This window comes from Streptomyces sp. NPDC050610, assembly GCF_040654875.1.
Classification (GTDB): domain Bacteria; phylum Actinomycetota; class Actinomycetes; order Streptomycetales; family Streptomycetaceae; genus Streptomyces.
This window is the reverse complement of record NZ_JBFAIV010000066.1, coordinates 1-18085: the sequence shown is the minus strand read 5'-3', so window position 1 is coordinate 18085 and position 18085 is coordinate 1. Positions and strand designations below refer to the sequence as shown.

Below are 18085 nucleotides of genomic sequence, written 5' to 3'. Positions count from 1 at the left end.
CCCAGGCCGCGCCGTCATGTCGATATCCCGCAGCACCGGCTCCTCCGCACCCGGAAAACGGAACTCCACACCCCGCAACTCCAGAAGACCGCTCCGCCGCAGCCGGGCGACGGGGGCGAGGGGAGGCGCGACGCTCGGTTCGGTGGCGAGGATCTCGTCGATGCGTTCGGCGCACACCTCCGCGCGCGGCACCTGGAAGAAGACGAAGGTGCTCATCATCACGGACATGAAGATCTGCATCACGTAGTTGAGGAACGCGGTCACCGCGCCCACCTGCATGCCGCCGCTGTCGATGCGGTGCCCGCCGAACCACAGGATGCCGACGCCGGTGACGTTCATGATCAGCGTGACGAGCGGGAACATCCAGGCGACGATCCGCCCGACCCGCACCGCCGTGTCCTTGAGATCCGCGTTGGCCGCGTCGAACCGTTCCTGCTCATGCCGGTCCCGTACGAACGCGCGGACCACGCGGGCCCCGGAGATCTGCTCGCGCAGCACCCGGTTGACCCGGTCGATGCGCCCCTGCATGGAGCGGAACACCGGCCCCAGCGCGCGCGACACGCGCACCAGCACGACGGCCAGCACCGGCACCATGACCAGCAGCAGCGCGGACAGCGGAACGTCCTCGCCGAGCGCCAGCACGATCGAGCCGACGCACATGAACGGCGCCGAGACCAGCAGCGTGAACACCAGCAGGACCAGCATCTGCACCTGCTGGACGTCATTGGTCGAGCGGGTGAGCAGGGACGGCGCGCCGAACTGCCCGACCTCCCGCACCGAGAAGGACTGCACCTGCCGGAAGACGGCGCCGCGCACGTCCCGCCCGACCGCCATCGCGGTCCGCGCGCTCAGGAACACCGCCCCGGCCGCGCACGCGATCTGCGCCAGGGTGATGGCGAGCATCTGCCCGCCCGCCGAGAGGATGTAGCCGGTGTCGCCGGTCAGTACGCCGTCGTCGATGATGTCGGCGTTCAGGGACGGCAGGTAGAGGTTGGCGAGCGTCTGCGCCAGTTGCAGCACGATGATGATCGCGACGGGACGGCGGTACGGGCGCAGGCGCGCCCGCAGCAGCCGGGTGAGGTGGGGCGGGGTCATCTCGGGTCTCCGCTCATGCGGATCGGGGGGCGGCCGCCGGTCGTACGGCGGCCGCGGGGCATGGGGACGTGCGGAAAACGGGCACGCCGAGGGCGTACGGGCGTGAGCCGCTGTACGGGCGGCAGGCGCGGTGCGAGGCGTGAGCTGATCCACGGGCCGCCCGCCGCCGTACGGGCACGTACGGCTGGTAGTGCCCGTACGGACCTACGGCGGGCGGTGCCCGTACGAGCCTCAGCCGCCGTACGGGTGGACGGCCCGCGCCGTCGCCAGTGCCCGCGCCCACCAGCCGAGTTGGTCGAGCATGGTCTTGGCGGCGGCGGAGGCCGCCGCGCCGTCCTTGTGGCTGCCGTCCTCCGCGAACTGGCCCCAGGGCATGTGGAAGCTGACCGTGTCGCGGACGGTGACCGCGTGCACCTCGGCGAAGACCGGGCGCAGGTGCTCGACGGAGCGCAGGCCGCCGGAGAGGCCGCCGTAGGAGACGAACCCGACGGGCTTCGCCTGCCACTCGTCGAGGTGCCAGTCGATGAGGTTCTTCAGCGGCGCCGGGTAGCTGTGGTTGTACTCGGGCGTCACGACGACGAAGGCGTCGGCGGCGGCCAGGTGCGGGGTGACGGCGGCCAGCGCGGCGGCGGCCTCGGGGCCGGGGTCGCCGCTGAGGTTCATCGGCAGCGGGGTCTCGGCCAGGTCGATGACGTGCGTCTCGACGTCGTCGCGGCGCGCGGCCTGGGCGATGAACCAGTTGGCGACGGTGGGGCCGAAGCGGCCCTCACGCGTGGAGCCGATGATGACGGCGAGGCGGTAGGGGCGTTCGGGCTGGGCGGTGGTCATGGCAGGTCCTTCCCCGGAGTTCGGAACGGCGTGGTCGCCGTGGGAAAGAGCCTCCAACTTAAACAATGGTTTAAGTCAAGCTATTCTGGCCGCCATGACCCAAGTCCCCTGGCAGGCCAAAGAACTGACCGTCGGCGAACTCTCTGAACGCAGCGGCGTCCCCGCCTCCGCGCTCCGCTTCTACGAGCGCCAGGACCTCATCAACAGCCGCCGTACCAGCGGCAATCAGCGCCGCTACACCCGCGACACGCTGCGCCGCGTCGCCTTCATCCGGGTCTCCCAGCGGCTCGGCATCCCGCTCGCCACTATCCGGGGCGCCCTCGCGATGCTCCCCGAGAACCGCACGCCCACCCGCGAGGACTGGGCGCGGGTCTCCGAGTGCTGGCGGCAGGACCTGACCGAGCGCATCGAGCAGATGACGAAGCTCCGCGACCATCTGACCGACTGCATCGGCTGCGGCTGCCTGACCATCGACCGGTGCGTCCTCACCAACCCCTGGGACCGGCTCCAGGAGGAGGGACCGGGCCCGCGCAAGCTCATCGGTTAGCGCCCCGGCCCGGTGGCCCACGGAAGTTCATCGGTCAGCGCGCACCGACCGGGCCCGCGCAAGCCCAAAGGCCGGCGCACCGACCGGCCCCGCCCCCATCCGTCCCGTCGTCAGAAGACGTCCGGGCACCAAGGGCGGCGCGACGTGCGCAGCAGGGCGTCCGCCGTCGCCGCCGCCCCGGGGCGCTCCTCCGTCACGCGGCCCAGCGCCGCGAGCCGGACCGCCGACTCGTCGCCGAGGTACAGGGCGCCCAACTCCCCGACGCCCAGGGTGAGATCGGGCGAGCGCGTCGTGGGGGCGCAGGACGCGCCGTCGGGGGCCGCGTCCAGGAGGCAGCGGCCGGCGGCGAGGCCCGCGGGGTCGGCGATGTCGAGGACGAGAGAGGCCGACGCCCCGTACGTACGGGCCTCAAGCAGCCGCTCCACGTCCAGCGGCCGGAGCCACAGGTAGTCGGCTTGGGTGGTGACGCGGGCCGCGCGCGGGTCGCCGAGCAGCAGCGGGAGCAGGTCGTCGGGGGCGCGGTGGCCGCTGGTCGCCTTGGTGATCCAGTCGACCGACAGCACGAAGTGCCACAGGGCGCGCTCGGCCGCCGGGGTGGCGGCGAGCAGGCTGCGCACGGTCGCGGTGTTGTCCGGCAGCTTGCCGTCCCAGCGCTCCTCGACCTGGTACGAGAGCAGGCCGTCGACCGTGCCGTCCGGGCGCCGATAGAGGACGTAGAACGGCTCCTGCCACGGCTCGTCGGATGTGGGGATGGTGCCGGTCTCCATCCGCCACCAGCGCTCGGAGCGGTCGACCATGCCGGGCCGCACCGCGCGGAGCCGTTCGTGGAAGGCGGGCCCCAGTTCCCGTACGGTCTCCGGGCTCGCGAAGTCCACCCGGCCGCCGTCCGCGGGGCCCGCGTACCGCCGGTCGAGACCGGCGCGCGCGACGTCGATCTCCCATTCGGTGATCCAGGTGGCCGGGCCGAAGCCGTACCGCCCGTATATCGGGTACTCGGCGGAGATCAGGGTCGCGACGGCGTCGCCGCGCTCCTTGGCGAGCCGCAGGTCGGCGTCCATCATGCGGCTGAGCAGCCCGCGGCGGCGGTGCGTCGGCGACACCGTCACATTGCTGACGGCATTGGCCGGCACCGCCGCGCCGCCGACGGCCGTGAGCTGCTGCGCGAAGCTGCGGAACGTGGCCACGCAGCGGCCCCCGCCGTGCGCGTCCGCGTCGAACGCCCCCTGGGTGCGGGCGAGGTCCATGCCCGCCAGCCGGACCTCGGCCTCCTCCTTGGAGACCGTGGGCCGGCGCAGGAAACCGACGTGCATCGCCCGGCACCAGTCCGGGACGTCGGATTCGGCGATCGTACGGACCTCAAGGCTCATGGGCCCACGCTAAGCCGCGTCCGCGCCGGCCCGCACGCGATTTATCCGCGGTGGGGAAAGCCTCGGCGTGGTCGCCCGCGGTCAGGTCATCCGCAGTAGGGCCCGGCGCCGTCAGAACGTCGCGCGGACCTCGCCGACCCGCTCGCCGCCGCCGAGCAGCGGGGCGTCGCCGATGCGGGCGACGACGGGGGAGTCGACGCCGAGGAGGGCGAGCGCCCGCGCCAGTACCGGGCCGAGCGCCCGTACCGACCCGTCGTCGATCTTGAAGGCTAGGGCCCGGCCGTCCGGCAGCGCCACGGCCTGCACGGCCTCCGCGCCCATCTTCGACAGGGCGCCCGGCACCTCGCTCATCAGCCAGGTGTCGGGGCGGCGGGTGCCGGCCACGTACTCGGGGTGGGCGCGCATCGCGTCCGCGACCCGCCGCTCGGCGCTGCCCGGCTCGGCCAGCACGAACGAGCGGAAGGCGCGGGCCAGACCGGTCAGCGTCAGGGACATCAGGGGTGCGCCGCAGCCGTCCGTGCCCACGTGCGCGACGCGCTCGCCGCTCGCCTCCTCGACGACCTGGAGGACGAGGCGCTGCAAGGGGTGGCCGGGGGCGAGGTAGGCCTCCATCGGCCAGCCGTTCGCGGCGCACGCGGCGAGCATGGCGGTGTGCTTGCCGGAGCAGTTCATGGTGACGCGGTCGGGGGTGTGGCCGGCCGCCAGGTACGCCTGCGCCTCGACCGGGTCCAGCGGCAGGTCGGGCGGGGTCTGGAGGTTCTCTTCGGAGAGGTCGTACTCGGCGAGCATCTTGCGCACCAGATCGAGGTGAAACGATTCGCCGGAATGGCTCGCGGCCGCCAGCGCCAGCCGCTCGCCGGACAGCTCCAGCCCGGCCCGCAGCACCGCCGCGGCCTGCATCGGCTTGTTGCTGGAGCGCGGGAAGACCGGCGCGGACGCCTCGCCCAGCGCCAGCTCCACACTCCCGTCGGCGGCCAGCACCACCAGCGAACCGCGATGACGGCCCTCGACGAAACCGGAGCGTACGACCTCGGCGAGGACCGGGGATATGGCGGCGTCGGCCGCGGGGCTGGAAGAGGACATCGGGGGCCTTCCGGGGTGTGCGCACTGCCCCCGGCGGTGTCGCGGACCCGTTGGTTCCGCGGACGTCAGGAGAGCAGATCGTCTACTTGGGCTTCTCCCTCACGGTACCTGCGGGCGATCTCCCCGCCGCAATCGTCCGCCGTGTGCTGCAACTGCTGCCGGCGCCGCGAAACCTGCTGCTCATAGCGGACCAGACGGCCCATCGCGGTGTGCAGCTCCTGGTCCGTACGGGCCTCCAGGTCGGACAGCTCGACCTCCGAGAGCATGTCCTCGGCCAGCCGCCGGAACTCCTCGCTGTGCGGCATGCCGAGCGTCACATGCCGGGCGGAGGAGCGGTGGGTGGACGGTACGTCCGCGAGGATCTCCGAGAGCCGGTCGACCACCGGCGACCGGGGCGCGGCGCGCCGGGCCAGCTCGGCCCGGAGGATGTCGATGCGGCCCTGGAGCAGCCGCCGTACATAGCTGAGGTCGGCCTCGTCCTGCTGAGCGTCGCGGCGCAGCGTGCGCAGCTCGGCGAGGCGCAGCTCGGCCAGCTCCCGCACCGGCATGTCGGCCAGTCTCCCGGAGCGCTGGATCGGGGGTCTGGGCTGCAATGCTTCGCTCTGGAGCATGAGGCCGTCCTCGGTGCGAGCCGCGGGGGCGCGGCCGGTGGTGGAGCGGGCAGTGGATGCGGGGCCGGGTGTCTGCCCGGCGCCGGGTGTGATCATGCGTTTCCGTCCCCTCGGGCGGTGCGCGACCAGGTCACGTTGCCCACATAACGCACCGCCTGCACGCATCGTGCCACTCTGGGCGCCCCCGTCGCAGGGCGTCTGCACCCGAACGGCCCCGGACGGCCGTACGGACCGGCCGAGGCATCATGGTCGGTATGCGTGCTGTGGTGCAGAGGGTGGACGGGGCGAGCGTCGTCGTGGACGGCGAGACGGTCGGCGAGATCGTGGGCCAGGGGCTGTGCGTGCTGGTCGGGGTCGGCCACGACGACACGGCGGCCAAGGCCGCGCAGCTGGCCCGCAAGCTGTGGTCCGTACGGGTCCTGGAGGACGAGAAGTCCTGCTCGGACGTCGGGGCGCCGCTGCTGGTCATCTCCCAGTTCACCCTCCTCGGTGACGCCCGGAAGGGACGTCGGCCGACCTGGAACGCCGCCGCGCCCGGCGAGGTCGCCGAGCCGCTGGTGGCGGAGGTCGTGGCGCGACTGAGGGAGCTGGGCGCACAGGTGGAGACGGGCCGGTTCGGAGCGGACATGAAGGTCTCGCTCACGAACAACGGCCCGTTCACGGTGTTGATCGAGGTCTGAAGTCGCTGACCGAGGTCCGAGAGGCGGAAAGCCTCCCTGGCCGGGGGCTACGGCTCGAAGGCCGGGGTTACGGCTCCACGACCACTTCCTGGGCCGCCGCCGTCCCGTCCGCGATCAGCGCGGCGTCGACGGGCACGTTCCGCTTCACCAGGGCGAGCGCGATCGGCCCCAGCTCGTGGTGGCGCGCGGACGTCGTGACGAACCCCAGCTGACGCCCGTCCGGGCCGTCCGCCGCCAGCCGCACCGGCGCGCCGTGCGGGGGCAGGTGCACCTCGCTGCCGTCGAGGTGCAGGAAGACGAGGCGCCGCGGCGGCTTGCCCAGGTTGTGCACCCGCGCCACCGTCTCCTGACCGCGGTAGCAGCCCTTCTGGAGGTGCACGGCGCCGCCGATCCAGCCCAGCTCGTGCGGGATGGTGCGGTGGTCGGTCTCCAGGCCGAGGCGGGGCCGGTGCGCCTCGACGCGCAGCGCCTCGTACGCGAGCGACCCGGCGGCCGGGCCGTGCTCGGCGGCGAACCCCTCCAGGTCGGCCCGGGGCAGGAACAGGTCGCGGCCGTGCGGCGTCTCGCGCACCGTCACGCCGCCCGGCACCGGGGCGATCGAGCCCGCCGGGAGGTGCACCACCGCGAGGTCGGCGGTGCGGTCGGCGACCTCGACGCGGTAGAAGAACTTCATGCTTTCCAGATAGGCGATCAGCGCCTCCTGGGTGCCGGGCTCCACGTGGACGAACGTCGTCTCGCCGTCGTCCACCAGGTAGAGGGCGTGCTCGATGTGGCCGTTGGCGGAGAGGATCAGCGACTCCGTGGCCTGCCCGGCCGGGAGCTCGCTGACATGTTGGGTGAGGAGCAGGTGCAGCCAGGCCAGGCGTTCGGCGCCGGTGACGGTGACCACTCCGCGGTGCGAGAGGTCGACGAAACCGGTGCCGTCGGCGAGCGCGCGCTGCTCGCGGAACAGGTCGCCGTAGTGTGCGGCGACTCCTTCGTCGGGGCCCTCGCCGGGGACGGCGCCGGGCAGCGACAGCAAAGGGCTCTTCATACCGCTAAGCCTACGACTCGGCGGCGGCGGCCCTACCGGCGCACTTCGCGCACTGTCCGAAGATCGCGAAGTGCTTCATGTCCGTGTCGAACCCGAACCGTTCGCGCAGCGTCTCGGTGAACGGCTCCGCGACCGACAGATCGGCCTCGATCACGTCCGTGCAGTCCCGGCAGACCAGGTGTATGTGGTGGTGCCGGTCCGCGAGGTGGTACGTGGGCGCGCCGTGGCCGAGGTGGGCGTGGCTGACCAGCTTCAGCTCCTCCAGCAGCTCCAGCGTCCGGTAGACGGTGGAGATGTTGACGCCCTTGGCCGTGCGCCGCACCTCGGTGAGGATGCCGTCGGGTGTCGCGTGCTCCAGTTTGTCCACCGCCTCCAGCACGAGCTGGCGCTGCGGGGTCAGCCGGTATCCGCGCTTACGGAGATCGCTCTGCCAGTCGGTGTCCACCACGCAGCCCAGTGTAGGCAGCCTCAGCCCGCGTGGACCTCCTTCAGATAACCGGCCAGTGCGGCGATGGCGGACGGATTGCGGGGGCTCTCCACCAGATCGACGTAGTCGAGGACGAAGACGCGGTGGTTCTTGACGGCCTTGACGTTCTTCAGCGGCGGGTAGGACATCAGGAACTCCTTCTTCTGCTCGGCGTTGGGCGTCCCGTAGTTGTTGATCAGGATGACCTCGGGGTCGCGGTCGACGACCGCCTCCCAGCTCACGGTCGCCCAGGTGTCCTTGACGTCCTCCATCACGTTCTTGCCGCCGGCCTTGGCGATGATGTCCTGCGGCCCCGCGTACGCGCCCGCCGTGAACGGCTTGTCCTGGCCGGAGTCGTAGAGGAAGACGGACGGCCGGTGGCCGTCCTTCGGCAGCTTGGCCTGGGCGTCGGCGACCTGCTTCTTGAAGCCGGCCACGAGCTTGTCGGCGCGGTCCTCGACGTCGAAGATCTTCCCCAGCGTCGTCAGGTCCGTGTAGAGGGCCTCCAGCGGCGGCATCACGCCGCGCGACTTGCCCGAGGAGCCGTTGCGGCAGGACTCGGTCAGCACGTACGAGCCGATGCCGAGCTTCTTGAGGCCGGCGGGCGTGAAGCCGTCGCCCTCGCCGAAGCCGTAGTTCCAGCCCGCGAAGACCATGTCGGCCTTCGCGTCGAGGACCAGCTCCTTGTTGATCTGCTTCTTGGACAGCCACTTGACCTTCTGGTAGCCGTCCTTCCAGGGGACGTCCTCGCGGCTGGCCTTGTAGTCGGGCATCACATAGCCCGCCATGTGGTCTTCGAGGCCGAGCGCGAACATGATCTCGGCTATGCCCACGTCGTTGGTCACCACCCGCTGCGGCGCCTTGTCGTACGTCGTCTTCTGGCCGCAGTTCTCCACGGTCACCGGGTAGTGGCCCGACCCCTTGGCGGCTTTGTCCCCCGAGGTGCCGGAGCCGGAGGAGCCGACCTCGGCGCCGCAGCCGGTCAGGGCCAGGGCGAGGGCCGCGACGGCGGCGGCGACGGCGGTGGCTGCGCGAGCGTGCATGGCGGGGGACGTCCTTCGGATCACGGGGCGGGGCGGGGAGTGGGCCACGGAGTGGGTCACGGGGCGGCGGGGAGCCGGTCGAAGAGCAGTTGCGTGGCGCCGGACTCCGGATGCGGGACGCGGTGCGCCCGTACCCCGAAGACCTCGGCGAGCAGCTCGGGCGTCAGCACCTCGTGCGGCGGGCCCGAGGCCACGATCCGGCCGCGGGCGATGACGTACAGCACGTCGCAGTGGCCGGCCGCCAGGTTCAGGTCGTGCAGCGCGGCCAGCACTGTCAGCCCGCTGTCGCGCACCAGCGACAGGACCTCCAGCTGCTGGGCTATGTCGAGGTGGTTCGTCGGCTCGTCCAGGACCAGCACCCGCGACTCCTGGGCCAGCGCGCGGGCGATCAGCACCCGCTGCTTCTCGCCGCCCGACAGGGTCAGGAAGCCGCGGTCGGCCAGGTGGCCCGCGCCGACCCGGTCCAGCGCCGCGACGCACGCGGCGGCGTCGGCGGCGGTGGCGCGCGCGACGGCCTTCTGGTGCGGCAGCCGCCCCATGGCCACGACCTCGGCGGCGGTGAAGTCGAATTCGTTCACCGACTCCTGCGGCAGCGCGGCCAGGGCCCGCGCCCCTTCCCGTACGTCCATGGCGTGCAGGTCCGCGCCGTCCAGCCGGACGGTCCCGGCGGCCGGGCGCAGCGCCCGGTAGACGCAGCGCAGCAGGGTCGACTTGCCGCTGCCGTTGGGGCCGACGAGGCCGACGAGCTGTCCGCTGTCGGCCCGTAGCGTGATGTCCTCGACGATGCGGGCGCCCGCTATCGCGACCGAGAGGTCTTCGACGTCCACGCGCATCAGGCGCCTCCGAAGGTGTAGCCGCGGCGGCGCATCAGCAGCACGAAGCAGGGCACGCCCACGACGGCAGTGATGACGCCGATGGGAAGTTCCACGGGCGCGAGCAGCACGCGGGAGAGGATGTCCACCCACACCAGCAGCACGGCCCCGAGCAGCGGGGCCACGGCCAGTACCCGGCGGTGGTCGGCGCCCACCAGCATGCGGGTGATGTGCGGGACCATCAGCCCGACGAAGCCGATGGCGCCGCTGACGGCGACCACGGCCCCGGTGACGCCCGCCGCGGTCACGAACAGCTGCTTGCGCAGCCGCCCGGCGTCCACGCCGAGGGCCGCGGCGGTCTCGTCGCCCATGGCCAGGGCGTTCAGCCGGCGCGCGGACCAGGCGAGGTGCGCGAGCCCGGCCAGTACGGCGCCGGCCGCGATCGGCAAGGAGTTCCAGCTGGCCCCGCCCAGGCTGCCCAGCAGCCACATCATCGCGGACCGGGCGGCCTCGGCCCGGTCGGAGCTGAAGACCATCAGGGTGCTGATCGCCGAGAAGCCGTAGTACATGGCGGTGCCGGTCAGCACGAGGCGCAGCGGGGTGAGCCCCTGCGGGGTGCGGGCCGCCGCGTAGACGAGGGCCATCGCGGCGAGCGCCGAGGCGAACGCCGCCGCCGACAGCGCCCAGATGCCGAGCGCCCCCAGCGCGCCGAAGATCAGCACGGCGTTGGCGCCGACCGCGGCCCCCGAGGAGATGCCCAGTACGAAGGGGTCGGCGAGGGCGTTGCGGACCATGGCCTGCACGGCGACGCCGATGGCGGAGAGCCCGGCGCCGACGACCGCGGCCAGCAGGGCGCGCGGGAAGCGCAGCTCCCACACGATGGTGTAGGCGGACACCTGGTCGGGCGCGATGGTCCCGCCGGTCAGCCCGGCCCGCAGATAGCGCAGCACCTCGCCCCAGCCCAGGCCGGAGTTGCCCAGCCCCACCCCGCAGAACAGGGAGACGAGCAGCCCGGCCGCGAGCGCGATGATCAGCGGCGGCAGGGGCAGGCGGCGCGGTGGGGGCGGGCCGCCGGGCGCGGTGCGCGCGCCGTCGGCCGGAGAGGTGATCGCCACGGTGGAGTCGGTCGCCTTCGCCTCGGGCCGCTTCCGTACGTACGGAGAGGCTGCCCCGAGCGGCGCTCGGCCGGGCGGCGTCCCCTCGCAGTCCACGGCGAGTTGTCAGGAGCTGTGGCCGCCGCGGGTGATCGGGCTCGCGGCGCCGCGCGTTCGCACGCGGCACCGCCCACCGTTGCGGGTCAGCGCCGGATTCTCACCGGACTTTCCCCGCGGGGCCGTGTTCTTGAGGTTGTCGGGCTGGTCGCCCCGGGCTACCTACTCGAAGAAGGTCTACTTGAAGAAGGTCTACTTGAAGAAGGCGATGCCGTCGTCGGGCAGGTCCTTGAGGTCCTTCGCCCATTCGCTCGGGTCGACGACCTTCTTCAGGTGCGCCGACATGTACGGGCGCAGCGGCACATCCGGCGTGGACTTCTCGCCCACCCACATGAGGTCGCTGTTGACGTAGCCGTAGAGCCGCTTGCCGCCGCTGTACGGGCCCGCGGCGGCGGTCCGCGCGATGGCGTCGGTGACGAGGTCGATCTGCGGCTTCTGGTCGGCCAGCTCGCCGTACCAGATCTCCACCACGCCCTGGTCGCGGACCATCACGACCTCGACCTTGCGGTCCTTGTCGATCCGCCAGTAGCCGGTCTCGGTCTCCAGCGGCGCGACCTTCTTGCCCTCGCCGTCGAGCGTCCAGCTGTGCGAGACGTACTCCAGGAAGTCGCGGCCGTCGTGCGTGAAGGTCACTTCCTGGCCGAAGTTGCACTTCTCGGTGCCGGGGAAGTCGGCGACGCCCGCTCCCTCCCAGTTGCCGAGGAGGAAGGCGAGGGGCACGAGGTCCGGGTTCAGGCCGGACGGGATCTCGATCATTGGCTCAGGCGATCTGTAGGCGGGGGAGGGGGGTCAGCGCTGGCCCTGGTACAGCTTCTTCACGGACAGGCCGGCGAACGCGATGACGCCAACGGCGACCAGGACCAACAGGGCGGTGAAGAATGCCTCAAGCACGAGCGCGCTCCTAGGGCGGAGAGTGAGGGTGTACGGACCGTGGCCGAGTCTAGTCGCCGACGGTGGCGGCGGCGCTGTGAGGTCCGCCGCGTCCCCCGGGCGGCAGCCGGGGCCGGGCGCCCCAGGGGCAGGGCCCTTCTAGAGTGGGGTCATGGCGAAGAAGCTCGTGATCAAGGTGACGGCGGGCGCGGACGCGCCCGAGCGGTGCTCGCAGGCGTTCACGGTGGCGGCGGTCGCCGTCGCGAGCGGCGTCAAGGTGTCGCTGTGGCTGACGGGCGAGTCGTCGTGGTTCGGCCTGCCGGGGCGGGCCGCCGAGTTCGAGCTGCCGCACGCCGCGCCGCTGCCCGACCTCATCGAGGGCATCACGGCGGGCGGCGGCACGATCACGGTGTGCACGCAGTGCGCGGCGCGCCGGGACATCGAGGAGAAGGATCTGATCGAGGGCGCCCGGATCGCGGGCGCGCAGGTCTTCGTCAGCGAGATCATGGCGGACGGCGTGCAGGCCCTCGTGTACTGACGGTCCCGGCGCCCGTCAGTGGCGGTGCTTCTTGCCGTCCAGCTCGTTCCACCAGCGGTCGGACTCCTTGTCCCCGGAGGGCGCGGACGGGTCCGGCGGCTCGTCCCACCAGCGGTCGTCGGGGCCCTTGCGGTTCGCGACGATCGCGGCGACGGGCGGGATCACCATCGCGACCAGGCACATGCCGACCGCGGCGGGGACCGACCAGATGCGCACGACGCCCCACGCCAGGACGAACAGCGCGATGCACGTGCCCATCATGGCGAAGTACCAGTGGCGCCTTCGCGCGTACATGACTCCACCGTACGACCGGGGGCCGGGCGGCGCGAAGGGCCGCACCCCGCCAAGGCGTCCAACCCCGGGGTGCGGCCCTTCGGCCGTGCGCGCGCCGTCCCGTGGAACGGCGATGCGTCGCTTTATGCCTCTTATACCTCTTATGCCTCAGACCGCGATGGCGACCTCGGCGAGGCCGCCGCGCTGGGCGACGACGGTGCGGTCGGCGGTCGCGCCCGGCACCAGCGCGCGCAGCGTCCAGGTGCCCTCGGCCGCGTAGAAGCGGAACTGCCCGGTCGCCGAGGTGGGCACCTCGGCGGTGAACTCGCCGGTGCTGTCCAGCAGCCGGACGTACCCGCTGACGGGCTCGCCGTCACGGGTCACCGAGCCCTGGATGGTGGTCTCGCCGGGCTTGATCGTCGCCGCGTCCGGGCCGCCGGCCTGTGCTCCACACATATGGGGGTCCTTGAGAGTAGAGGGGTGTAGCGGGAGGGATGCTCAGTTGGCGCCGAGCTCGATCGGGACGCCGACGAGGGAGCCGTACTCGGTCCACGAGCCGTCGTAGTTCTTGACGTTCTGCTGGCCGAGCAGCTCGTGCAGCACGAACCAGCTGTGGGCGGAGCGCTCGCCGATGCGGCAGTACGCGATGGTGTCCTTGGCCAGGTCGACGCCGGCCGTCTCGTAGATCTCCTTCAGCTCGGCGTCGGAGCGGAACGTGCCGTCGTCGTTGGCCGCCTTCGACCACGGGATGTTGCGGGCGCTCGGGATGTGGCCGGGGCGCTGGGACTGCTCCTGCGGGAGGTGGGCCGGGGCGAGCAGCTTGCCGCTGAACTCGTCGGGCGAGCGCACGTCGACCAGGTTGAGCTCGCCGATCGCGGCGACGGCGTCGTCCCGGAAGGCGCGGATCGAGAGGTCCTGCTCCTTGGCCCGGTACTCGGTCCGCGCGCGGGAGGGCACCTCGGCGACCAGGTCGCGGGAGTCGAGCTCCCACTTCTTGCGGCCGCCGTCGAGGAGCTTGACGTCCTGGTGGCCGTAGAGCTTGAAGTACCAGTAGGCGTAGGACGCGAACCAGTTGTTGTTGCCGCCGTAGAGGACGACCGTGTCGTCGTTGGCGATGCCCTTCGCGGAGAGCAGCGCCTCGAAGCCGGCCCGGTCGACGAAGTCGCGGCGCACCGGGTCCTGGAGGTCCTTCTTCCAGTCGATCCGGACGGCGTTCTTGATGTGGTTCTTGTCGTACGCCGAGGTGTCCTCGTCGACCTCGACGATGACCGTCTTCGGGTCGTCGATGCGGGACTGGACCCAGTCGGCGTCGACCAGGACGTCGCTGCGGCTCATATTTCTCTCCTCCGGGGCGGTTGCGGCAGTGCGGGCGGTGCGGCGGTAGCGGCGGTGCGGGTGCGCGAGGGGGCGCGCGGCGGCACGGGATACGCGGCGGCACGGGTACGGCGCTGAGCGTCGGGCCCATCCGGGGCCGAGGGAAGAACGGGAGGTCAGCGTCGCTTCAGGCGCTGAGACAGAGCATGGCGGCGACGCGGCACAGGTCGACTGCCCGCCGCTTCGTGAGATCCGCCTGTCGCTTCATAGGCCCGATCGTAGGGACGGACGGGCGCGCATGTCACCGGGGTGTCGGATGCTGAGACGGTTGTGCTCAGAGTGTGGGATGCGTGGATATGGCACCTGGCGGGAAAGCCGCCGTGAGGCCCGTACGGACGTCCGTACGGGCCTCACGCGCGCGGCTCTTCTGCTGTACGGACGCGGGCGTCTCGCTGCGTGGACGGCGGCGCCGTACGGCCCGAGGACTGTACGTCCTGAGGGCTGTACGGCCCGAGGACTGTACGTTCCGAGGGCTGTACGTCCCCAGGAGCCCTACGGCGCGGTCGGGTCCGGAAAGGGGCTCAGCCCGCCAGCTCCACGTGGGAGCCGGTGACCGAGATGTCCATGCCGTCCTCGGTGGTGGTGATCTTGTCGAGCTTGATCCCCCGGGGCAGCCCGTCGATCTGCCGGTCGAAGTCGATCTTCTTGCGGATCAGGCCCTCCAGGCCCGGGATCTCCTGGCCCGGCACGCTGTCCGCGTGCAGCCGGATGGTATTCCCGCCGACCATCGTCACGGTCGACAGCACGCTGCGCTCCACCGGGCGGCCGAGCAGCGAGACGCCCGCGCTGACCTTGACCTGGCTCTTGCCGTCCTTGTCGCGACCGCCGTAGGACACCTTCACACCGGGCTCGGCGGCCTTGGTGAGGTCCTCATAGGAGATGTGGGCGGAGCCCGTCGCGTTGTCGGCGGTGGCGGACGAGAAGCTGCTGTTGATCTTCACGTCGTGCAGCGACGCCTTGAGCTTCGTGACCCGGATCGAGTGGCCGCCCGCGCTGGCCGAGACGCCGTCGAGATCGATGTCGACCTCGTCCAGCTTGGAGTCCGCGACCTGGGTCAGGAACGGGAAGCCCTTGATCGACACGTCCGGCGTCTCGCTCAGGTTCTGGCTGCTCTTGATCTTCTTGGCCGCCTCGTTCTCGGCGAAGTAGACCGCGACCCGGTCGGCCGCCACGAACAAGATGCCCAGCACCACCACGATGACCAGCAGTATTCGCAGTCCGCGCATTGCTCTCCGTGCCCCCACGTTCTAGGTCAGGCCCCCCGCCTGTGCAGTGAGCCTAACCGGAGTCGATCGCGAGTGTGCCCGATGACGGGGGCTACGCCAGTGCGCGGCCGATCACATAGACGGCCGGGGCCGCGGCCGCCAGCGGCAGCGCGACGCCCGCCGTCAGGTGCACGAACCGGGACGGGTAGTCGTAGCTCGCCACCCGCAGGCCGACCAGCGCACAGACGCCCGCCGCCGCGCCCAGCAGGGCGCCGGACGGGCCGATGCCGGTCAGCTGCCCGGCCGCGACGCCCGCGCCGGCCGCCGCGACCAGGGCGACGACGGGCGAGGCCGCCGAGGGCAGCGGCAGCGCACTGGCCAGCACGGCGACCGCGACGGCGAGGGCGCCGACCACGACGGCGTCGGAGTCCGCCGCCAGGTGCCCGGCCGCGAGCACCGCCAGGCCCGAGGCGGCCGCGGCGGCCGTGAGCCCGTACAGCCGCTCGTCCGGCGTGCTGCGGCTGCGCAGTTGCAGGACCAGGACCAGCAGGATCCAGACGCCGATCGTGCCGATCAGCACGGTGGGTGCCTGGTCCGCGTCGGTGGCCAGCAGCCCGATGTCGGCGACCAGACCGGCCAGGAACGCCAGCGCGATGCCCTGCCGCGCGGGCCACATGCCGTTGAGCCGGAACCAGCCCGCCGCCGTGACCGCCTGGAGCAGCACCACGGGGACCGCGAGCACCGGCCGCGGCAGCGGCGCGGTCACGGCGAGCAGGACGGCCAGCACCGCGGTGATCGCCGCGGGCCGTATCCCCGGCGCGAGGATCTGCGGCCGGCCCTCGGCGCGGGCCTTCTCCGCGGCGGTCAGCGGGCGCTCCGGGGCCTGGTCTTCTTGAGCGGCCTGGGCTGCCTGGGCTGCCTGGGCTGTTTGCGGTGCCGGAGGTGTCATCTGTGCCTGCTGAGGTCTCTGTACGTTCGGGCCGCCGTTCATCGGCGCGTACGGGTCCCCGTACGCGCCGGGGGCGGCGTGCGCCGCCGGGGACTGGTCACCGCGCCACGCGGCCTGACCGGCCGGCGCTTCCTGGTACTGGCCGTGTCCGGTGCTGTGCCCGGTCCCGTACGCGCCGGTGCCGGTGCCGTACGTCTCGTACTGTCCCTGTCCCTGCTCCGGCGGCAGGCCGCCCGGCTCCGCGGCGGGGGCCGCCGGGGCGGACAGGGTCTGCCAGGTCCTGGTGTCCCAGGTCGGGCCCGCCCAGGTCTGGGTGTGCTCGTCCTGATAACCGCCCTGGTAGCCGTCCTGCTGTGCGGGATAGTACGGCTGCTGCTGGGCTTGCTGGGGCTGTTGGTACTGCTGGGATTCTCCGGGCGCGGGCCACGCCCCGGGCTCCTGCCCCCCGTAGCTCTCCGGCCCGCCGTACGTCCCCTGCGGCGCGTACGGCTCCTGCTGCCCGTACGGCGGATTCGGGTGCTGGGGCGGGTACGGCTCGTGGGGCCGGTTCGGGTCGTATGGGTCGTACGGATCGTGCGGCTGATTGCTCATGGTGCGGGGCTCACCCTCCGGCGAAGGGCGGTAGCACCTCGACCGTGCCGCCCTCGGCCAATTGGACCGTCGTGTGGTCGCGCGTGCCCACGGGGTCCCCGTCCACCAGGAACGAGCAGCGCAGCAGCACCCGCGCGAACTCCGGCCGCGCGGTGTGCCGCAGCCGGGCCGCGTCCAGGGCCTCCGCGAGCGTCGCGGCCGCGTACGGCTCCTCCGCGGCGCCGGCGGCGGCCTTCGCCGCGGCCCAGTACCGGATGGTGCCGGCCGGTGCCGTCTGTGTCGTCGCCACGGCGACCCCTTTCCGTCAAGTGCCGCTCCCCATGATGACGGGTAGCGGCGGCGGCTCGGTCAGGGCATGGGAGACGGCTTGGTCAGGGCCTGGAAAAGGACGGGTCGGAATGGCTTCACCTCGCATATGGTTCCGATGTGTTGGTACGACTTCTGCGGGCGTATCTCAGGCCCTACTCGAAACCGATCGCGTTGATCGTGCTGCTGCAACTCGTGCAGACGCTCGCCACGCTGTATCTCCCGACCCTGAATGCCGACATCATCGACAAAGGTGTCGTGAAGGGCGACACGGGCTACATCCTCTCCACCGGCGGCTGGATGATCGCCGTCACCGTGCTCCAGATCGTCTGCGCGATCGGGGCCGTCTACTTCGGAGCCCGTACGGCCATGGCGGTCGGCCGTGATGTGCGCGGCGCCGTCTTCGACCGGGTGCAGTCCTTCTCGGCGCGCGAGGTCGGCGACTTCGGCGCACCGTCCCTGATCACCCGCACCACCAATGACGTCCAGCAGGTCCAGATGCTGACCCTGATGACGTTCACGCTGATGGTCTCCGCGCCGATCATGTGCGTCGGCGGCATCGCCATGGCGCTCAACCAGGACGTGCCGCTGTCCGCGCTGCTGCTGGTCATCGTGCCCGTACTCGGCATCGTCGTGACCCTGATCGTGCGCCGGATGCGGCCGATCTTCCGGGGTGTGCAGGAGCGCATCGACACGGTGAACCGGGTGCTGCGCGAGCAGATCACCGGCATCCGCGTCATCCGCGCCTTCGTCCGCGACACCCATGAGCGCAAGCGCTTCACGGGCGCCAACGCCGAGCTGATGGACGTGTCCATGCGGGCCGGGCGGCTGATGTCGCTGATGTTCCCGACCGTGATGCTGGTCGTGAACCTGTCCTCGATCGCCGTCCTGTGGTTCGGCGGGCACCGCATCGACAGCGGCGGCATGCAGGTGGGCGCGCTGACCGCGTTCCTGACCTATCTGATGCAGATCCTGATGTCCGTGATGATGGCCACCTTCATGTTCATGATGGTGCCGCGCGCGGAGGTGTGCGCCGAGCGCGTCCAGGAGGTCCTCACTACCGACTCCAGCGTCGTGCCGCCCGTCGAGCCGGTCACGGAGCTGCGGCGGAGCGGTCAACTGGAGTTGCGGGGTGTGGAGTTCCGTTTTCCGGGTGCGGAGGAGCCGGTGCTGCGGGATATCGACATGACGGCGCGGCCGGGT

22 protein-coding genes and 1 riboswitch are annotated in these 18085 nt (G+C 71.7%); of the genes, 4 read left to right on the top strand and 18 right to left on the bottom strand.

Going from position 1 to position 18085, the window contains the following annotated elements; translation table 11 throughout:
• Together AB0I22_RS38570 and AB0I22_RS38565 are read right to left on the bottom strand one after the other, a co-directional pair.
• On the bottom strand, window positions 1-1095 hold a 1095-nt coding region (locus AB0I22_RS38570; protein ID WP_363135706.1), incomplete at its 3' end, for an ABC transporter permease.
• A gap of 231 nt (window positions 1096-1326) precedes the next feature.
• Entirely contained in the window at window positions 1327-1923 is a 597-nt protein-coding gene (locus tag AB0I22_RS38565) for an NAD(P)H-dependent oxidoreductase (protein ID WP_363135705.1), read from the bottom strand.
• A 94-nt stretch (window positions 1924-2017) separates the two neighbouring features.
• Between AB0I22_RS38565 and soxR the strand changes: the two genes are divergently transcribed.
• On the top strand, window positions 2018-2470 hold the full coding sequence (gene soxR, locus AB0I22_RS38560) for a redox-sensitive transcriptional activator SoxR (RefSeq protein ID WP_363135704.1): 453 nt from the start codon (window positions 2018-2020) through the stop codon (window positions 2468-2470).
• A gap of 110 nt (window positions 2471-2580) precedes the next feature.
• Here soxR and AB0I22_RS38555 read toward each other — a convergent pair whose 3' ends face one another.
• The 3 genes from AB0I22_RS38555 to AB0I22_RS38545 form a co-directional block, all read right to left on the bottom strand.
• Window positions 2581-3837 carry a GNAT family N-acetyltransferase gene (locus AB0I22_RS38555; RefSeq protein ID WP_363135703.1) on the bottom strand — a complete coding sequence of 419 codons (1257 nt, stop codon included), beginning with the start codon at window positions 3835-3837 and terminating at the stop codon, window positions 2581-2583.
• A gap of 111 nt (window positions 3838-3948) precedes the next feature.
• Window positions 3949-4920 carry an asparaginase gene (locus AB0I22_RS38550; protein WP_363135702.1) on the bottom strand — a complete coding sequence of 324 codons (972 nt, stop codon included), beginning with the start codon at window positions 4918-4920 and terminating at the stop codon, window positions 3949-3951.
• A 65-nt stretch (window positions 4921-4985) separates the two neighbouring features.
• On the bottom strand, window positions 4986-5627 hold the full coding sequence (locus AB0I22_RS38545) for an ABC transporter substrate-binding protein (RefSeq protein ID WP_363135701.1): 642 nt from the start codon (window positions 5625-5627) through the stop codon (window positions 4986-4988).
• A gap of 158 nt (window positions 5628-5785) precedes the next feature.
• On the opposite strand from AB0I22_RS38545, the gene dtd reads away from it, so the two are divergent.
• Complete coding sequence (gene dtd / locus AB0I22_RS38540) at window positions 5786-6211, top strand: D-aminoacyl-tRNA deacylase (RefSeq protein ID WP_363135700.1); 426 nt, start codon at window positions 5786-5788, stop codon at window positions 6209-6211.
• 67 nt (window positions 6212-6278) lie between these two features.
• On the opposite strand, the gene AB0I22_RS38535 is transcribed toward dtd, so the two are convergent.
• The 6 genes from AB0I22_RS38535 to AB0I22_RS38510 all read right to left on the bottom strand — a co-directional run bounded on the left by AB0I22_RS38535 (window position 6279) and on the right by AB0I22_RS38510 (window position 11532).
• Window positions 6279-7244 (bottom strand): folate-binding protein, encoded by a 966-nt coding sequence (locus AB0I22_RS38535; RefSeq protein ID WP_363135699.1) that lies wholly within the window; start codon window positions 7242-7244, stop codon window positions 6279-6281.
• Between the two features lie 10 nt (window positions 7245-7254).
• Window positions 7255-7692, bottom strand: a complete 438-nt coding sequence (locus AB0I22_RS38530; RefSeq protein WP_363135698.1) for a transcriptional repressor — start codon at window positions 7690-7692, stop codon at window positions 7255-7257.
• 20 nt (window positions 7693-7712) lie between these two features.
• Entirely contained in the window at window positions 7713-8753 is a 1041-nt protein-coding gene (locus AB0I22_RS38525) for an ABC transporter substrate-binding protein (protein ID WP_363135697.1), read from the bottom strand.
• A gap of 56 nt (window positions 8754-8809) precedes the next feature.
• On the bottom strand, window positions 8810-9586 hold the full coding sequence (locus tag AB0I22_RS38520; RefSeq protein ID WP_363135696.1) for an ABC transporter ATP-binding protein: 777 nt from the start codon (window positions 9584-9586) through the stop codon (window positions 8810-8812).
• Entirely contained in the window at window positions 9586-10674 is a 1089-nt protein-coding gene (locus tag AB0I22_RS38515) for an iron ABC transporter permease (RefSeq protein ID WP_363135709.1), read from the bottom strand. Before AB0I22_RS38515 ends, AB0I22_RS38520 begins: the two co-directional genes overlap by 1 nt.
• 131 nt (window positions 10675-10805) lie before the next feature.
• Window positions 10806-10891, bottom strand: a riboswitch (cobalamin riboswitch).
• 77 nt (window positions 10892-10968) lie between these two features.
• Complete coding sequence (locus AB0I22_RS38510) at window positions 10969-11532, bottom strand: FABP family protein (protein WP_363135695.1); 564 nt, start codon at window positions 11530-11532, stop codon at window positions 10969-10971.
• A 286-nt stretch (window positions 11533-11818) separates the two neighbouring features.
• On the opposite strand from AB0I22_RS38510, the gene AB0I22_RS38505 reads away from it, so the two are divergent.
• The gene (locus AB0I22_RS38505) at window positions 11819-12184 is read left to right on the top strand and encodes a DsrE family protein (protein ID WP_363135694.1); all 366 of its coding nucleotides are present in this window, start codon (window positions 11819-11821) and stop codon (window positions 12182-12184) included.
• Between the two features lie 15 nt (window positions 12185-12199).
• On the opposite strand, the gene AB0I22_RS38500 is transcribed toward AB0I22_RS38505, so the two are convergent.
• The 7 genes from AB0I22_RS38500 to AB0I22_RS38470 form a co-directional block, all read right to left on the bottom strand.
• Window positions 12200-12478 (bottom strand): DUF3099 domain-containing protein, encoded by a 279-nt coding sequence (locus AB0I22_RS38500; RefSeq protein WP_363135693.1) that lies wholly within the window; start codon window positions 12476-12478, stop codon window positions 12200-12202.
• Between the two features lie 147 nt (window positions 12479-12625).
• Window positions 12626-12913, bottom strand: a complete 288-nt coding sequence (locus AB0I22_RS38495; protein WP_363135692.1) for a DUF1416 domain-containing protein — start codon at window positions 12911-12913, stop codon at window positions 12626-12628.
• A gap of 42 nt (window positions 12914-12955) precedes the next feature.
• Entirely contained in the window at window positions 12956-13792 is an 837-nt protein-coding gene (locus AB0I22_RS38490) for a sulfurtransferase (RefSeq protein WP_363135691.1), read from the bottom strand.
• A 166-nt stretch (window positions 13793-13958) separates the two neighbouring features.
• Window positions 13959-14039, bottom strand: coding sequence for a putative leader peptide (locus tag AB0I22_RS38485; RefSeq protein WP_363135708.1), 81 nt, complete (start codon window positions 14037-14039; stop codon window positions 13959-13961).
• Window positions 14040-14352: 313 nt separating this feature from the next.
• A complete protein-coding gene (locus AB0I22_RS38480; protein ID WP_363135690.1) occupies window positions 14353-15057 on the bottom strand; it encodes a DUF2993 domain-containing protein in 705 nt (234 codons plus the stop codon).
• A gap of 91 nt (window positions 15058-15148) precedes the next feature.
• Window positions 15149-16576 carry a hypothetical protein gene (locus tag AB0I22_RS38475; protein WP_363135689.1) on the bottom strand — a complete coding sequence of 476 codons (1428 nt, stop codon included), beginning with the start codon at window positions 16574-16576 and terminating at the stop codon, window positions 15149-15151.
• Window positions 16577-16586: 10 nt separating this feature from the next.
• On the bottom strand, window positions 16587-16832 hold the full coding sequence (locus tag AB0I22_RS38470) for a MoaD/ThiS family protein (RefSeq protein ID WP_363135707.1): 246 nt from the start codon (window positions 16830-16832) through the stop codon (window positions 16587-16589).
• Between the two features lie 170 nt (window positions 16833-17002).
• On the opposite strand from AB0I22_RS38470, the gene AB0I22_RS38465 reads away from it, so the two are divergent.
• On the top strand, window positions 17003-18085 hold a 1083-nt coding region (locus AB0I22_RS38465; protein WP_363135688.1), incomplete at its 3' end, for an ABC transporter permease.

Excerpts from the sequence above, each read along its gene's own strand:
- AB0I22_RS38565 (WP_363135705.1), bottom strand. The coding sequence starts at position 1,923 with ATGACCACCGCCCAGCCCGAACGCCCCTACCGCCTCGCCGTCATCATC.
- soxR (WP_363135704.1), top strand. The coding sequence starts at position 2,018 with ATGACCCAAGTCCCCTGGCAGGCCAAAGAACTGACCGTCGGCGAACTC.
- AB0I22_RS38555 (WP_363135703.1), bottom strand. The coding sequence starts at position 3,837 with ATGAGCCTTGAGGTCCGTACGATCGCCGAATCCGACGTCCCGGACTGG.
- AB0I22_RS38550 (WP_363135702.1), bottom strand. The coding sequence starts at position 4,920 with ATGTCCTCTTCCAGCCCCGCGGCCGACGCCGCCATATCCCCGGTCCTC.
- AB0I22_RS38545 (WP_363135701.1), bottom strand. The coding sequence starts at position 5,627 with ATGATCACACCCGGCGCCGGGCAGACACCCGGCCCCGCATCCACTGCC.
- dtd (WP_363135700.1), top strand. The coding sequence starts at position 5,786 with ATGCGTGCTGTGGTGCAGAGGGTGGACGGGGCGAGCGTCGTCGTGGAC.
- AB0I22_RS38535 (WP_363135699.1), bottom strand. The coding sequence starts at position 7,244 with ATGAAGAGCCCTTTGCTGTCGCTGCCCGGCGCCGTCCCCGGCGAGGGC.
- AB0I22_RS38525 (WP_363135697.1), bottom strand. The coding sequence starts at position 8,753 with ATGCACGCTCGCGCAGCCACCGCCGTCGCCGCCGCCGTCGCGGCCCTC.
- AB0I22_RS38520 (WP_363135696.1), bottom strand. The coding sequence starts at position 9,586 with ATGCGCGTGGACGTCGAAGACCTCTCGGTCGCGATAGCGGGCGCCCGC.
- AB0I22_RS38510 (WP_363135695.1), bottom strand. The coding sequence starts at position 11,532 with ATGATCGAGATCCCGTCCGGCCTGAACCCGGACCTCGTGCCCCTCGCC.
- AB0I22_RS38505 (WP_363135694.1), top strand. The coding sequence starts at position 11,819 with ATGGCGAAGAAGCTCGTGATCAAGGTGACGGCGGGCGCGGACGCGCCC.
- AB0I22_RS38500 (WP_363135693.1), bottom strand. The coding sequence starts at position 12,478 with ATGTACGCGCGAAGGCGCCACTGGTACTTCGCCATGATGGGCACGTGC.
- AB0I22_RS38495 (WP_363135692.1), bottom strand. The coding sequence starts at position 12,913 with ATGTGTGGAGCACAGGCCGGCGGCCCGGACGCGGCGACGATCAAGCCC.
- AB0I22_RS38490 (WP_363135691.1), bottom strand. The coding sequence starts at position 13,792 with ATGAGCCGCAGCGACGTCCTGGTCGACGCCGACTGGGTCCAGTCCCGC.
- AB0I22_RS38485 (WP_363135708.1), bottom strand. The coding sequence starts at position 14,039 with ATGAAGCGACAGGCGGATCTCACGAAGCGGCGGGCAGTCGACCTGTGC.
- AB0I22_RS38480 (WP_363135690.1), bottom strand. The coding sequence starts at position 15,057 with ATGCGCGGACTGCGAATACTGCTGGTCATCGTGGTGGTGCTGGGCATC.
- AB0I22_RS38475 (WP_363135689.1), bottom strand. The coding sequence starts at position 16,576 with ATGAGCAATCAGCCGCACGATCCGTACGACCCATACGACCCGAACCGG.